We start from the raw sequence: 13,358 nt of genomic DNA on the forward strand, positions 1-13,358 counted from the left end.
TTTCGACAATAAACCTTATTTTTGGACGGGAGGTTATTTCGTGGCTAGTTGTGGCGGCGTTACTGTCGAACAACTAAAAAAATACGTCGAGAACCAAAAAAACTCCCCGAAAGTGGAAACCCTACCGCGTTAGTTTCATTCTGGTCGCGATTCATCTCCCGTTAACTGCGTAGCGGTTTAACGGGAGTCCTCTCGCGACCTTGAGATAGACGATCTTCTTGAGAAAGAGCATCAATAACTTGTCAAAATGATAACAGTATCACAAATTTATTGTTTTTTTTCCAACATCTATAAAGATCAAGATAGAGCGATCCCGAAAGTATCTAGCCAAAGGCGAGCGCACTTTAGTTAACTAAAGGTTTACCATAGTAAGGTGGGCGATTTTTATACCACTTATTTTATTTATTGTGTATAATTGAGATGGTGACGACTAATTTTGAATGGGATGAAGATAAAGCTAAGATAAATCTGAGAAAACACGATATTTCTTTTAATGAGGCTAAAACTGTATTTGAAGATACCTATTCTTTGACTTTAGATGATCCTACTCATTCAATCTTAGAAGATCGTTTTTTGACAATTGGTTATTCTAGTCAAAACCGCTTGCTTTTAGTTGTTCATGCTGAAAGACAAGAAAACATCAGAATCATTAGTGCTAGGAGAGTAACTAAACATGAAAGAAAAATCTATGAACAAAGTAATGAATGATCCCATCAATGATGATGAAATGTTAGATGATTATTCTGAGGTTTTAACGGAGTCTCATTTAAAAAGTGCAGTCAGAGGAAAGTATGCTCGGTCTTTAGCAGATAAGGATGCTTCTACCGTTAAGATTATAGCAGAAAATGAAGAGAGATATGTTAACATGAAAACCATTGAAGTTGAAGCATTCGTTAACAATGAAGGTCAATTAACCGTACAAGTTCCCTCAAATTTAAAAGAAGGACAATATCATGCTGTATTGATTATAGAAGAACCCAAAAATGAAAATCAATGATCTTAGAATAGATAAAATCCCCAAAAAACACCCCCAATTACTTGGAGGCTTTTTCAGAAAAAATAACTGTCATTAACCTTCTGCTAATTTCAGATCCCGCAGGGTGCTAATATCCACTTGAATCGATGGCCCCATGGAGGAAGAAACGTAAACTGTACGCCAGTAACGCCCCTTGGCCCCGGAAGGCCGGTTTCTGTCCACCGTTTCCTGTAAAGCTTTCAAATTGATTAACAAATCCTCGGCACTAAAAGAAGCTTTACCAAATTGAACGTGAACGATACCGGTGCGATCAGCCCGGAATTCCAATTTACCCGCTTTAAACTCAGCGATTGCCCCCGTTAAATCCGTGGTTACGGTTCCCCCTTTCGGTGAAGGCATTAAACCCCGCGGACCGAGTTGACGACCTAATTTAGCCACTTTCGGCATCATATCGGGGGTGGCGATCAAAACCTCGAAATCCATCATCCCCTTGGCGATTTCTTCGATTAATTCTTCCGAACCAACGATATCGGCCCCGGCGTTGTTCGCTTCCTGTACCTTTTCCCCGCGAGTAATGACCGCTACTCGCACCGTGCGTCCGGTTCCTTTGGGTAAACTTACCGTTGTCCGCAGTTGTTGGTCGGTATATTTAGGATCGATACCTAAACGAATATGAGCTTCGGCGGTTTCGTCGAATTTCGCCGTCGCTAATTCCTTTAATAATGTCAGTGCCTCTAATGGCTCGTAGGCTTTATTTTCTACCTTAGCCTGGGCATCTCGCAAACGTCGTGAAACTTTTCTTACCATCTGATTTGTTGCTCCTTGGGTAATAACGAAGCTTAACTTCTCCCCGAAATAAGATTTAGTCTGAGATCTTGACACCCATATTTCTGGCCGTTCCCGCCACAATATTCATGGCCGCTTCGATGTCGTTAGCGTTAAGATCGGGCATTTTAGTCCGGGCGATTTCCCGTAATTGGTCGCGGGTAATGGTGGCGACAAATTTCTTGTTGGGTTCGTTGGAACCTCTTTCCACACCGGCCGCTTTGCGGATGAGAACGGAAGCGGGGGGAGTTTTGAGGACAAAGGTAAAACTACGATCCTCAAAAACGGAGATTTCCACAGGGATGATCATCCCAGCCTGATCGGCGGTTTTAGCGTTGTAATCTTTACAAAACGCCATAATATTCACCCCGTGTTGACCTAAAGCAGGACCCACGGGAGGAGCAGGGTTAGCCTTACCAGCAGGTAAAGCTAGTTTAATAATTGCGACGACTTTTTTAGCCATGATTTAGTTTTGTTTTTCGACTTGATTAAATTCCAATTCGACCGGGGTATCCCGACCAAAAATGGAGAGCAGGGCCTTGAGTTTGCCGCGCTCGGGACTAACTTCGATCACTTCCCCTTCAAAGTCCTTAAATGGACCAGATAGAACCAAGATTTGATCGCCAACTTCCATATTGATTTTGACGACGGGTTCTTGAATCTGAGCTTGTTTGAAGATGCGATCGACTTCTGACATACTCAAGGGTAGCGGGGTGACGTGACCGCGGCCGCGTCCGTAGTGGCGCTTTTGTTCGGCCCCGACAAAGTTGATCACGTGGGGGGTGTTTTTTACCACCTGCCAAGCGTCATCATCCATGATCATTTTGATCAGGACATAACCGGGGAAGACTTTTTCCTCACCATGTTGCCGTGAACCATCCTTGCGGACTTTGACGGTGGCCGCTTGGGGAATCTGGACTTGCAGAATGCGATCGGCCACATCGAGGGTGTGGATGCGCTGTTCCAAATTAGCTTTGACCCGTTTCTCACAACCAGAAGCCACCTGCACGGCATACCAACGGGGTTTTTTCGGTAGGTTGCTGAGATTGACTTCTTCGGGAAACTGTTCTTCTTCTAGACTCATGGGAACACCTTTCCCGCACCCCAGGCAAAGAATTTATCAATCAGATAGATGAGAGTGGCTACCAAAGTCACCATTAACATCACGGCCGCTGATTCACTCAAAAGTTGCTGACGGGAAGGCCAGACGACTTTGGCGAGTTCTTCTTTGGTTTCATTGACGAATTCCTTGACCTGAAAGGAGCTTCCCTCTTTCTTGTCGCTCGTGTCTTTTTCTAGGGTTTCTTTTTTGGCCACGATCGCTACTCCTTAAAATGATACTCAAGCTATCCTTAACTTATCATTTTCACCGGACAACCCACACTAACCCCCAGACATTTAGATCATGTCCTTTGCAGTTATCGGCTTGGTGATTACCAAACGCGCCCTGGAGGACTTGAACCCCCGACATCAGGTTTTGGAGACCTGCGTTCTACCAACTGAACTAAGAGCGCCCATTCGCTAAACTATTTGGCTTTTTTAAGGCCTTTATTTATTATAGCGTAGTTGTTGGCGATTGAGCAACTTTCTTGGTTAGGCTGTCGCCGGAAAATTTTTAGAGAGGGCGATCGAAACGTTCTTGTACCCGGGTGGCTTTGCCAACCCGATCGCGCAGATAGTAGAGTTTCGCCCGACGTACTTTACCACGACGGATGATCTTGATACTGGCAACCCGCGGCGAGTGGAGCAGGAAGACTCTTTCTACTCCCACACCCTGGAAGACTTTGCGTACTGTAATCGTTTCGTTGATACCGCCATGGCGTTTGGCGATGACAATGCCCTCGTAGGGCTGAATCCGCTCTTTATCTCCTTCAACGATTCGCACCCCTACCCGGATCGTGTCACCGACATGGATAATGGGCAGATCGCTCTTGAGATACTCGGCTTCGATTGATTTGATAATCTCTTCCGTTTTCATCGGCTTTCGTAAAACTGACAGTTTTCCATCATACCATATTTTTTGAGTAAAAAGCAATAGCTATTAGCTTTCCTAACACTGAGCGTTGCTGACTTGCCGATGCTGTCACCAGATGTTAGGGTGATTGTCCCGGATTACGGTCATTATCAACCGGGAAGGCTCTTGCCCTTAACTGCCACTCTAGAGACGGTAATAAGCACATCTCTAGAGAATTTCTCTAATCCCTAATTAACTTCTCGAACCGCGATAAATGCGATCAGCTTGGGAGGGGTCTAAATAATTATAGCCCGGTTTTTGGGTTGAGGAGCCATTCTTTTTCGCCACAGTATTAACCGCAGGAGTCGCTTTTTTTACGTCCGCATTAGTCCGGATATAATCCTCAGAAATCTTGAAGGGATGACTATTGGGAAGGTGACGACTAGGGGGTAAATTGTCTTCTGGTTCGGGATGGGTAATTTTACTATGGGGAGCGACAAAATCGTGTAGGATGGGATCATAGGCGAAAATTTCGCCGGTTTCAATCCGAAAAATCCAACCGTGTAGGGACAATTTACCCTGATGTAATCGGGAACGAATAATTGGATAGGTTTGCAAATTACTTAACTGATTGAGAACATTTTCTGCTACTGTCACCTCGATCAGTTCTTCTCCTTTTAGTTCTTTGTAATTATCCTTAACTAAACGTCGAGTAGCTTCTGCTTGCTTTAACCAATCGTAAACTAAAGGCATTTCATCGGCCAGACTCTGCAATTTTAATAAACCTTTCATCGCTCCACAATGGGAGTGACCGCAGATAATCACTTGCTCGATGCCGAGAGCGTTGATAGCATATTCTATAGATGCACCTTCACCACCATTGGTTGCCCCGTAGGGAGGAATTATATTTCCCGCATTACGAATTACGAATAATTCCCCCACCTCCGCTTGGGTAATTAGGTTAGGATCGATCCTGGAATCGGAACAGGTAATAAACAGTATTCTCGGTTTTTGTCCGTGGGAGAGTTGCTCAAATAATTGCCGATGTTCATCAAAATAACCACTCTGGAACTTTTCTAGTCCCTGTAGGAGTTTCTTCATAATAATTTTTCTGGTTTAGTTTGATCGCTATTTAGTTGATCCTTTCAGCATTATCGGGCATGAGATAACAGCAATGCAACTGGCCAGATTAGCGATCGCTATCGACGGCGAGATCGGTTATATTTTGTTAAGATAAGATACAGACTGTATCTAAGCAAATTTTATTTTATGGAAACTGCAACAATTTTGGGTATTTCGATCGCTGCCGCTTTGGTGGGGATTACCGTTTTAGCTCTTTATACCGCTTTTGGGCCGCCAGCAGCAGAATTAAGCGATCCTTTTGAAGATCACGAAGATTAATTCTTTAATAACCATGTGGCTATCTGCCAAGGAGAAAGTTGCTCAACAGGATCGATCGCTCTTTCTAAACCGTCGATCGATTCTTTTATTGTTAATTGTAATTGATTTTGCCAATCAATAACAGCGTTTTCTCCCTGACATTCATAAACGCGCATTACCCAACCCCGAAAGGATGTTTCACTTTGTTTGAAACTCATTAAAATTAAGTTATCGGCCGATAATTTTAACCATTGTGCCACGGGTGGCAACTGGTTTGATCGATAAGAATTAGTAATAAAAACAACGGTGACAGGTAAGTTTAACTGCCAAGCGTGATGGACAGTTTTCGCCGTTTTCCAGTTACCTTGATGGGGATATATTGCATAGGTAAATTCTTGTTTCCCCAGATCCGCCTCGGGATCGGGCCATCGGGGACTTCTCAACAGAGTTAATCGCAGTTGCCGGTTAGTAGCATCATAGCCATATTTATTATTATTTAAAAGACTCACCCCGTAGTTTGCCTCTGTATCGGTTAAATCCGCCCATTTATGACCGTAAACTTCCCATTTTGGTGATTCTGGTTCGTGGGAACGCTCGATCGCACCACAGGCAATTTCATAGGTGGTAAAATCGCTGTTTAGGGTGAGAGGAAAAGCGGTTTTTACTAAAGTATGTTCTTGCTGCCAATTAACAATAGTTTTAATCTGGAGAATAGGAGAATCTTTTTCTAAGATATAATCTTGACAAAATTCCGAATCAGCTAAACTTCTGATCACGCGAATCTGCCAGCGCAAGGGACCACATTCTAAGCATTCGATCGATTTTAATACTGTTTTAGATAAGGGATATTGTTGATAATTCGGATCGATATTCCAAGCGTCCCAATATTGCCCTTGATCTTTAAATCCCTGTAATTGGTTCCCCGCAGCTTGCAGGATTTCTTTTTGATTAATTATATCAAATATACTATCTATATCCCCCGTTTCCGAGTTAATAGTAACTTTAAGCAAGCCATTATCTAAAATAAATTGGCAGTTAGTTAAATTTTTCTCGGTTGCTTGCTGATTGGCAACTAACCAAAATAACTTATAACCCACAGCAGGAATATTTTCAGCGATAAATAACAGTTGATTGTCGTGGGATAATTGCGAAGGACAGAGACAATTATTTAAGTCATAAACCGAGCAATTTACAGATTCTACAGCTAAAGAGATAACCTGGGATCTTTCCCAGTTAAGAGAATTAAAAACTAGAAAAGGTTTTGCTTGAGGATGGGGGGGATTAGGTAAATTAATTTGAGTGGCAATTGCTTGTAAAGCTTGATCTAAAATTGCTTCACCTGTGGTGATAACTTGCTGCCATAACTGATTGGCATCCCTAAAGACTTCGGGTATAGAAGTACCAGGCAGTATATCGTGAAACTGATTTAATAAAACCTTTTTCCATGCCGATTCTATCTCAACTTTCGGATAGGGAATCTCTAGTAAGATATTAGCCAGAGAAGACCATAATTCTCCTTGATACAAGAGGATTTCACAGTAACGATTATAGGCCTTTTGGTCAGCGTGGGTAGTATAACAACCGCGATGGAATTCTAGATATAATTCATCATCCCAGATAGGGAGATTACTTGTCTCCAGACTGTTCAGATAAGTTGTTGCTTGGCTAAATTTTAACTGGGGGAAAAAAGGAGATTTTTGCCAACGTTGGGCCACCTCTAACATATCACGAGTCGGACCGCCGCCATGGTCGCCAACACCTGGCAGCCAAAAAATATCTTTTAATCCGGTTTGCCGTTCCCAATTGAGAGCATGATCGGTCATAATAATTGGATTAGTATCCATAACTCCGGCAACATTGGGAGGAGACATTAGGGAAAGAATTTTACTGCCATCGGGAGATTGCCACCAGAAAAAACCGTGGGGAAATTTAGTCGTATCATTCCAATGTAGTTTCCCGGTTACAAAATATTTTATGCCAAAGGATTTAAGAATTTGCGGCAATTGGTAGGGAAACCCAAAGGTATCCGGTAGCCAAGCAGTTTCAGTGATTTGTCCAAATTTTTCTTGAAAATATTTTTGTCCATAAAGTAGTTGTCGAAATAGGGATTCCCCAGAAATTAAATTGACTTCTGGTTCTACCCACATCCCGCCCAAAAGTTCCCAAGATTGCCCTTTATATGCCTCTAGCATTGCTTGAAACAGGTCAGGATGATGTTTTTCTATCCATTCGTAAATTAGGGGGCTAGAATGACCAAATATGAGGGCAGGAAAATCTTTTTGCAGGTTTAAAACCGAGATAAAAGTGTTTTTTGCCACTTGCCAAGTTTCTGCCAACGGCCACAACCAAGCCAGATCTAAATGTGCGTGGCCGAGAAGATGAAAACTGCGTTCTTTGAGAGGTTGAGCGAGGGGTTGTAGGGATTGACGAATTGATTCTAGGGATTGATTAAATTTATCTTTGTTGGTGACATTATCCCAGTCAATATTATCGAGAGTAGCGGTAAAAGCCGCTAAGTTTTCAGGATAAAAAGTTTGCAGATAATTATGGAGAATGGTTAATTCATCAGCAACAAAACTAGGATCGATAGCTTGGCTATATTCATAGATTAACTGCGATTTCATCAAACCACCAATATCATGATTGGGACTGACTAAACGGAGAGTAACAAGAATTTCTTGACCAGTAGAGACCGAGTTGGAAAGTAAAATGCGGGTGGAAGAATCAAAGAGGTCTCCTGCTTGGATAAATTGATTATTAACATAAATTTTGACATCTTCCGCCCACCAAGTTAAGATTAATCTCAGTTCCATTCCCTCTAAAGGATAACCGGCTAAATGTTCGGGGACAATAATTTTTTGAGTTAGATATTGGATTTGTCTGCCGGCAGGCCAAATAATGTATTGTTTTTCATTGAGGGTGACGGGTTGAATTGGTTTTCCCGCTGCTGTAGCGATAAACCAATTTTTCTGAACATCTCTGCGGGTGAGGTGAGACAGTTTAGCGATGTTGTCCAGGGGAGACATGAGCCAACAAATAAGGTAATTTTGACTATTTTAGGCGATCGAGGACTAATTGGGGTCTGCTGAAAAAGTTTTTCCTAGGGGCAGGGTGTAGGGTGTGGGGTGTGGGGTGTGGGGTTTTACCCATTTTCATCGGGTAAATTACCTAATTTTCAGGGAAAAAGTCCCTAAATTTACCCCCCGATCCCTCCAATGGCCGGTACTTTTTGATTTCAAAAAAGCCTAAAAATATTATCCAACAAGGTTTTTAGATTTATTCAGGAGACCCTACTTAATCTCATCCTTCAACGGTTTATTGAGAATGAGCAGGTAAGAAAAAGCCCGTGATGAGGATTGAACTCATGACCTCACCCTTACCAAGGGTGTGCTCTACCACTGAGCTACACGGGCATTGATCGTGGTGGGCCGGGCCGGATTCGAACCAGCGTAGGCGTAGCCAACGGATTTACAGTCCGCCCCCATTAACCACTCGGGCACCGACCCATTAATTCCACGATTAACAATCATAGCACCCTTAGCTAAAACGCACAAGTGTTTAGGGAAAAAATTTTTGAGCCATAAAATAACTCCCGTTAAGCACCATAGATAGCACTTAAAGGGAGTTTTCTGACGATCTTGAGAGAGATTACTTTAAAGCTGCTTCTTCTTGGTGGGTGAGGATCACACAGTCAGAGGTAGGATAGGCGACGCAGGTGAGGACATAACCCGCTTCAATTTGATCGTCATCTAAGAAGGATTGATCGGATTGATCAACGCTACCGGATACAAGTTTACCGGCACAGGTGGAGCAAGCTCCCGCACGGCAGGAATAGGGTAAGTCCAGTCCTGCTTCTTCAGCTATATCGAGAATGTACTCATCATCGGGAACCTCAATTGTCTGATCGCCATCGGGTGTTTTTAGGGTGACTTGATAAGTTGCCATCGGTTGTTCCTCTTAATTAAATGCTAGTGAAAGCGGCAGTCTCTACAATTGCCTCTCGCTCGCAGTCAGAGTGAACGATGCGAGCGAGTTTCATTTTTGATACTACGGGAAAATCTGCCTGACTCAGCCTTGCATTAGTAATGACAGTCTTAAATAAACTTAAAATAAAATTTACTTATATATCTAACCCAGAATTCTTGACGCTCCTTGCTCGATCTCTAGATAATTTCATCGATCTACAATCTAGCTAAACTAAGCACTACTAAGCATTTGGAGCCATAATGTTCATTGTTTTTTTAGCCTTAAGCCGATTTTTGTTAAATATTAATTTAACTTATAGTTAAGATAGATGTCGATGAATTGTCTTTAACCCAGCCAAGAAATTGCTTTTCGGCACTACTGCCGGTAACACATCTAGGGAAACTATGAAAAAATATATTGACAATCAAACCAATAAATGATAAAGGGAGATAAATCCCCTGTTGCCAGGGGTAGCATCCGTTTTAACGGATAGCCAACCCTCGCTCAAGATTTTATGGTTTTTGGATTGTCAGTTTTCCAGGATATGGTTCACCGATTACCCATCACTAATTACTTATTAGGTTGGGGAGTCATGCGTAGATAGGGTTTGATTTCTTCAACTCCTTTGGGGAATTTGCTACGAGCTTCTTCAGTGGGAATAGAGGGAACCACCACACAATCGCCGCCGTCGGTCCAGTTAGCGGGGGTAGCCACTTGATAGTTATCGGTGAGCTGCAGGGAGTCAATCACCCGCAGTATCTCGTTAAAATTGCGTCCCGTGCTGGCAGGATAGGTAATGGTTAAACGTAATTTTTTGTTGGGATCGATGATAAACACCGAACGTACCGTCAGATTATTGAGGGAATTAGGGTGAATCATGCCGTAGAGATCCGACACTTTGCGATCGCCATCGGCGATAATCGGATAGTTAACGGTAGTGTTTTGAGTTTCGTTGATGTCATTAATCCAACCCCGATGGGATTCGGCACTATCCACACTCAAAGCGATCACTTTCACATTGCGTCGCTCAAATTCTGACTTAAGACTAGCCACCGTACCTAATTCCGTGGTACAAACGGGGGTATAATCAGCCGGGTGCGAGAACAGCACCACCCAGCTATCTCCTACCCACTGGTGAAAAGAAATCGGACCTTCACTAGAATCTTGTGTAAAATCTGGAACGATATCACCCAATTGGAGAGCCATAATTGTGTCTTCCTTATTATGTATTTCAAGACAAGCAACAGTTTATGATGCCATAGGAGTGCTGTTCGTCATTGATAATTTTAGGGATTTATAATAATTGGGTTAGGGGATAGGGGATTGAGGAAATGGGGGAAGTGGGGAGATAGGGAAATAGGGAAATTCAACTGTAGCAGCCGCCAGATGGCAGCAGGAAAGTCTTTGCCAGAAAAGGGTTTTAGCGATTTAGATTCTCCTAACCAACTTGTTCTTTGTGATCAAACCCCAAAACCGCAAAACCCTTCCCCTAGGGGGGCAAACTAGGTTATGATCTGGTCTAATGGCATGATATAACTTTTTTAACTAGGTATCAGCGTTCAGCTAATAGCTAGGCTGCGGTGGCAAATCCCAACTACCCACCCTATGCCTAGTCGGAAAGCTGACGGCTTAATTTCTTGTCCTGATCGTTAATTTGCCTTGGTTTTAGGAGACCACAACTGCAATGAAGAATCTTGTTCGTCTGCTGGCGGTAATTGCCTTGATTATCGGGAGTTTTTGGGGCAAAGTTCCTGCTCAAGCTCTCAATCTCACCTCGATCGCCCTTCCTTCTCTTCCTGTGGCGGTCTTAAATGCGGCCGATGCCAAACTAACCACAGAATTTGGGGCGAAAATCGACCTCAATAACAGTGATATTCGCGATTTCCGGGACTTGAGAGGTTTCTATCCCAATTTAGCCGGTAAAATCATCAAAAACGCCCCCTACCAAGAAGTGGAAGATGTCCTCAATATCCCCGGACTCTCGGCCACTCAAAAAGAGCGTTTACAGGCTAATCTGGAGAAATTTACCGTTACTGAGCCTTCTAAAGAATTTATCGAGGGTGATGACCGTTTTAACCCCGGAGTTTACTAAATCCAGTTAATTGCGGTTTTAAAAAAATTCCAAGGTGAGCGATCGCTCACCTTTTTCAGTGATCAGCTTCTGAAGGCAAGGGGCAAAAAAAAGAATCTGGCATACTGCCCCAAGGAAAGACTGGCGATTTTTGCCAGAGCTATAGAGAAATGGAATGCTAGAATGAATAGAATTTATCAATTCATCCCTCAATGGTCGTTTCCTCGCAACTGCCGAGTTATCAAGATGTTTTAGTGGTGGGATCGGGAGCGGCGGGATTGTATGCCGCGCTGTGTTTACCCCCTAACTTGAAGGTGGGTTTAATTACCAAAGAAGATTTAAAAACTGGGGCTAGTGATTGGGCGCAGGGAGGAATTGCGGCGGCCACGTCCCCGCAGGATTCCCCCGTTTTCCATTTAGAAGATACCCTGAAAGCTGGAGCAGGCTTATGCGATCGCTATGCCGTGCAGTTTTTAGTCGAGAAAGCCCCCCAAGCGATCGCTGATTTGGTGCGGTTGGGGGTTAGTTTTGATCGCTCTGGAGACGACTTAGCCCGCACTCTTGAGGCTGCCCACTCCCAGGCCAGGGTGCTGCACGCAGCTGATCGCACGGGGAGAGCGATCGTCAGTACCCTGATGGAAAAAGTGGTCGAACGCCCCAATATTACCATTATTCCCCAAGCGATTGCGCTGAAACTCTGGCTTGACCCGGAAGGGCAACGCTGTCAAGGTATTTGTTTACTCCATCAAGATCATCTCTGTTGGCTGCGAGCGCAAGCAGTCATTCTGGCTACGGGAGGCGGCGGTCAAGTCTACGCCCAAACCACTAATCCCGCCGTTAGCACCGGGGATGGAGTCGCCCTGGCTTGGCGTGCTGGGGCAGTGATTCGCGACCCGGAATTTTTTCAGTTTCACCCCACCGCTTTGACTGTGCCGGGGGCACCGCGGTTTTTAATTAGTGAAGCGGTGCGCGGCGAAGGAGCGCATTTAATTGATGACCGGGGGCGGCGTTTTGCCTTCGATTACCATCCGGCCGGAGAATTGGCCCCCCGGGATGTGGTGAGTCGGGCGATTTTTAGCCATTTGCAAAAAACCTCCGACGATCCCGCCCATGCCAAAGTATATCTAGATTTAAGACCAATCGAACCGGAGCGTCTGCGTTATCGTTTTCCTAATATTATCCGCATCTGTCAAAAATGGGGCATTAATGTGCTTGAGGATGTGATTCCGGTCGCCCCCGCCGCTCACTATTGGATGGGAGGAGTGGCCACAGATTTAAACGCCCGCACTTCTCTATCCGGTTTGTATGCGATCGGCGAAGCATCTAGTACAGGTGTTCATGGAGCCAATCGTTTAGCCAGTAATTCTCTCTTGGAATGTATTGTCTTTGCGGCAAATTTAGTTGAAATAGGTCTAGAGCCAGAAAACTTTCGTGGGAAAAGACCCGAAAAACCCTTAGAAATTGCGGAAAACTGGCAGGAAGAACAGGAAGACTGGCAAAAAGTACGGAGAGAATTACCGATTTTAATGTGGGAAAATGCGGGAATTTGCCGATTTCAAAATGAGTTAGAAATTGCTATCCTACGGGTGCAACAGTGGAAACAACAGTTACATTCCTTAAAGATAGGCCAATTTCTCCAGAATCTTCTCCCCGACAAAGGACAATTATTTTTGTGTCCCTCGGTGCAGTTAGAAATAAGAATAGCGATCGAGACATTAAATCTTCTAGACATCGCCGACTTAATTCTGGAAAGTGCCTTATTACGAGCAGAAAGCCGAGGCGGTCACTATCGGGGCGATTATCCAGAAACCGTAGCTAATTGGCAATTCCACACGACTATTCAAGGTCGAACATGGCGCAAAACGCCTGTGCAAGCTTAATTAAGCCAGTTTTTCACAGATAATCCCTAAGCTCTAAACAGTGGACTCTATCCTCGCTCCTAGGAGCCGTACTATTCGTCCCACGCTCACCGAGGGCTTTTCCCAATCATCGAAAATTTGGGTCTGAAACCCCGTCGTTCTACGACGGCTTTACTGTTAAATATTAGCATCGTTTACGAAATATATGCTAAAATGTGAGACATGGAAAAAGCCTATTCGTTTCGATTTTACCCCACACCAACACAAGAGTCGCTATTGCGGCGCACATTGGGCTGTGTAAGATTAGTTTACAACAAAGCTCTCCAC

The 13,358-nt window shown here is 43.9% G+C and carries 16 protein-coding genes and 3 tRNA genes; 7 read left to right on the plus strand and 12 right to left on the minus strand.

Annotation, left to right across the window (positions count from 1 at the left end):
* From O9300_RS14760 to O9300_RS14770, 3 genes are all read left to right on the plus strand, one after another.
* Positions 1-133, plus strand: a 133-nt coding sequence (locus O9300_RS14760; protein ID WP_287969943.1) for a transposase, incomplete at its 5' end; no start/stop codon positions are given.
* A gap of 287 nt (positions 134-420) precedes the next feature.
* A complete protein-coding gene (locus O9300_RS14765) occupies positions 421-708 on the plus strand; it encodes a BrnT family toxin (protein ID WP_287730994.1) in 288 nt (95 codons plus the stop codon).
* Positions 674-997 (plus strand): hypothetical protein, encoded by a 324-nt coding sequence (locus O9300_RS14770; protein WP_287730995.1) that lies wholly within the window; start codon positions 674-676, stop codon positions 995-997. The genes O9300_RS14765 and O9300_RS14770 overlap by 35 nt, the downstream gene beginning before the upstream one ends.
* 72 nt (positions 998-1,069) lie before the next feature.
* Here O9300_RS14770 and rplA read toward each other — a convergent pair whose 3' ends face one another.
* From rplA to O9300_RS14805, 7 genes are all read right to left on the minus strand, one after another.
* A complete protein-coding gene (gene rplA / locus O9300_RS14775; RefSeq protein ID WP_287972423.1) occupies positions 1,070-1,783 on the minus strand; it encodes a 50S ribosomal protein L1 in 714 nt (237 codons plus the stop codon).
* 55 nt (positions 1,784-1,838) lie between these two features.
* Complete coding sequence (gene rplK, locus O9300_RS14780; protein ID WP_079208987.1) at positions 1,839-2,264, minus strand: 50S ribosomal protein L11; 426 nt, start codon at positions 2,262-2,264, stop codon at positions 1,839-1,841.
* 3 nt (positions 2,265-2,267) lie between these two features.
* Complete coding sequence (gene nusG, locus O9300_RS14785; protein ID WP_147070770.1) at positions 2,268-2,885, minus strand: transcription termination/antitermination protein NusG; 618 nt, start codon at positions 2,883-2,885, stop codon at positions 2,268-2,270.
* Entirely contained in the window at positions 2,882-3,118 is a 237-nt protein-coding gene (gene secE, locus O9300_RS14790) for a preprotein translocase subunit SecE (protein ID WP_002765998.1), read from the minus strand. Before secE ends, nusG begins: the two co-directional genes overlap by 4 nt.
* A 124-nt stretch (positions 3,119-3,242) precedes the next feature.
* A tRNA-Trp gene (locus O9300_RS14795) sits at positions 3,243-3,315 on the minus strand.
* 101 nt (positions 3,316-3,416) lie between these two features.
* Positions 3,417-3,779 (minus strand): 50S ribosomal protein L19, encoded by a 363-nt coding sequence (gene rplS, locus O9300_RS14800; RefSeq protein WP_002738040.1) that lies wholly within the window; start codon positions 3,777-3,779, stop codon positions 3,417-3,419.
* Positions 3,780-4,007: 228 nt separating this feature from the next.
* Positions 4,008-4,856, minus strand: a complete 849-nt coding sequence (locus O9300_RS14805; RefSeq protein WP_287972426.1) for a carbonic anhydrase — start codon at positions 4,854-4,856, stop codon at positions 4,008-4,010.
* 168 nt (positions 4,857-5,024) lie between these two features.
* Between O9300_RS14805 and psbN the strand changes: the two genes are divergently transcribed.
* Positions 5,025-5,156 (plus strand): photosystem II reaction center protein PsbN, encoded by a 132-nt coding sequence (gene psbN, locus O9300_RS14810; protein ID WP_012266479.1) that lies wholly within the window; start codon positions 5,025-5,027, stop codon positions 5,154-5,156.
* Here psbN and O9300_RS14815 read toward each other — a convergent pair.
* From O9300_RS14815 to O9300_RS14835, 5 genes are all read right to left on the minus strand, one after another.
* A complete protein-coding gene (locus tag O9300_RS14815; RefSeq protein ID WP_287972427.1) occupies positions 5,153-8,161 on the minus strand; it encodes an alpha-mannosidase in 3,009 nt (1,002 codons plus the stop codon). The genes psbN and O9300_RS14815 overlap by 4 nt on opposite strands.
* Positions 8,162-8,476: 315 nt before the next feature.
* Positions 8,477-8,548: transfer RNA gene (locus O9300_RS14820), tRNA-Thr, on the minus strand.
* An 8-nt stretch (positions 8,549-8,556) separates the two neighbouring features.
* Positions 8,557-8,641, minus strand: a tRNA-Tyr gene (locus O9300_RS14825).
* Between the two features lie 142 nt (positions 8,642-8,783).
* Positions 8,784-9,080, minus strand: a complete 297-nt coding sequence (locus O9300_RS14830; RefSeq protein ID WP_287972428.1) for a ferredoxin — start codon at positions 9,078-9,080, stop codon at positions 8,784-8,786.
* A 591-nt stretch (positions 9,081-9,671) separates the two neighbouring features.
* Entirely contained in the window at positions 9,672-10,307 is a 636-nt protein-coding gene (locus O9300_RS14835) for a peroxiredoxin (protein ID WP_002761158.1), read from the minus strand.
* A gap of 478 nt (positions 10,308-10,785) precedes the next feature.
* Between O9300_RS14835 and psbU the strand changes: the two genes are divergently transcribed.
* From psbU to O9300_RS14850, 3 genes are all read left to right on the plus strand, one after another.
* Complete coding sequence (gene psbU / locus O9300_RS14840; RefSeq protein WP_002761160.1) at positions 10,786-11,193, plus strand: photosystem II complex extrinsic protein PsbU; 408 nt, start codon at positions 10,786-10,788, stop codon at positions 11,191-11,193.
* Between the two features lie 191 nt (positions 11,194-11,384).
* A complete protein-coding gene (gene nadB / locus O9300_RS14845) occupies positions 11,385-13,052 on the plus strand; it encodes an L-aspartate oxidase (protein ID WP_287972429.1) in 1,668 nt (555 codons plus the stop codon).
* 201 nt (positions 13,053-13,253) lie between these two features.
* A partial coding sequence (locus tag O9300_RS14850) for a helix-turn-helix domain-containing protein (protein ID WP_272013563.1) occupies positions 13,254-13,358 on the plus strand: 105 nt, incomplete at its 3' end.

The organism is Microcystis sp. LE19-195.1E (assembly GCF_027532095.1).
Taxonomy (GTDB): domain Bacteria; phylum Cyanobacteriota; class Cyanobacteriia; order Cyanobacteriales; family Microcystaceae; genus Microcystis; species Microcystis aeruginosa.

What these genes read in the sequence shown, in the direction of transcription:
- O9300_RS14830 (WP_287972428.1), bottom strand. Translation starts at nt 9,080, where the DNA reads ATGGCAACTTATCAAGTCACCCTAAAAACACCCGATGGCGATCAGACA.
- rplK (WP_079208987.1), bottom strand. Translation starts at nt 2,264, where the DNA reads ATGGCTAAAAAAGTCGTCGCAATTATTAAACTAGCTTTACCTGCTGGT.
- nusG (WP_147070770.1), bottom strand. Translation starts at nt 2,885, where the DNA reads ATGAGTCTAGAAGAAGAACAGTTTCCCGAAGAAGTCAATCTCAGCAAC.
- psbN (WP_012266479.1), top strand. Translation starts at nt 5,025, where the DNA reads ATGGAAACTGCAACAATTTTGGGTATTTCGATCGCTGCCGCTTTGGTG.
- rplS (WP_002738040.1), bottom strand. Translation starts at nt 3,779, where the DNA reads ATGAAAACGGAAGAGATTATCAAATCAATCGAAGCCGAGTATCTCAAG.
- psbU (WP_002761160.1), top strand. Translation starts at nt 10,786, where the DNA reads ATGAAGAATCTTGTTCGTCTGCTGGCGGTAATTGCCTTGATTATCGGG.
- O9300_RS14815 (WP_287972427.1), bottom strand. Translation starts at nt 8,161, where the DNA reads ATGTCTCCCCTGGACAACATCGCTAAACTGTCTCACCTCACCCGCAGA.
- O9300_RS14770 (WP_287730995.1), top strand. Translation starts at nt 674, where the DNA reads ATGAAAGAAAAATCTATGAACAAAGTAATGAATGATCCCATCAATGAT.
- rplA (WP_287972423.1), bottom strand. Translation starts at nt 1,783, where the DNA reads ATGGTAAGAAAAGTTTCACGACGTTTGCGAGATGCCCAGGCTAAGGTA.
- O9300_RS14835 (WP_002761158.1), bottom strand. Translation starts at nt 10,307, where the DNA reads ATGGCTCTCCAATTGGGTGATATCGTTCCAGATTTTACACAAGATTCT.
- O9300_RS14765 (WP_287730994.1), top strand. Translation starts at nt 421, where the DNA reads ATGGTGACGACTAATTTTGAATGGGATGAAGATAAAGCTAAGATAAAT.
- nadB (WP_287972429.1), top strand. Translation starts at nt 11,385, where the DNA reads ATGGTCGTTTCCTCGCAACTGCCGAGTTATCAAGATGTTTTAGTGGTG.
- O9300_RS14805 (WP_287972426.1), bottom strand. Translation starts at nt 4,856, where the DNA reads ATGAAGAAACTCCTACAGGGACTAGAAAAGTTCCAGAGTGGTTATTTT.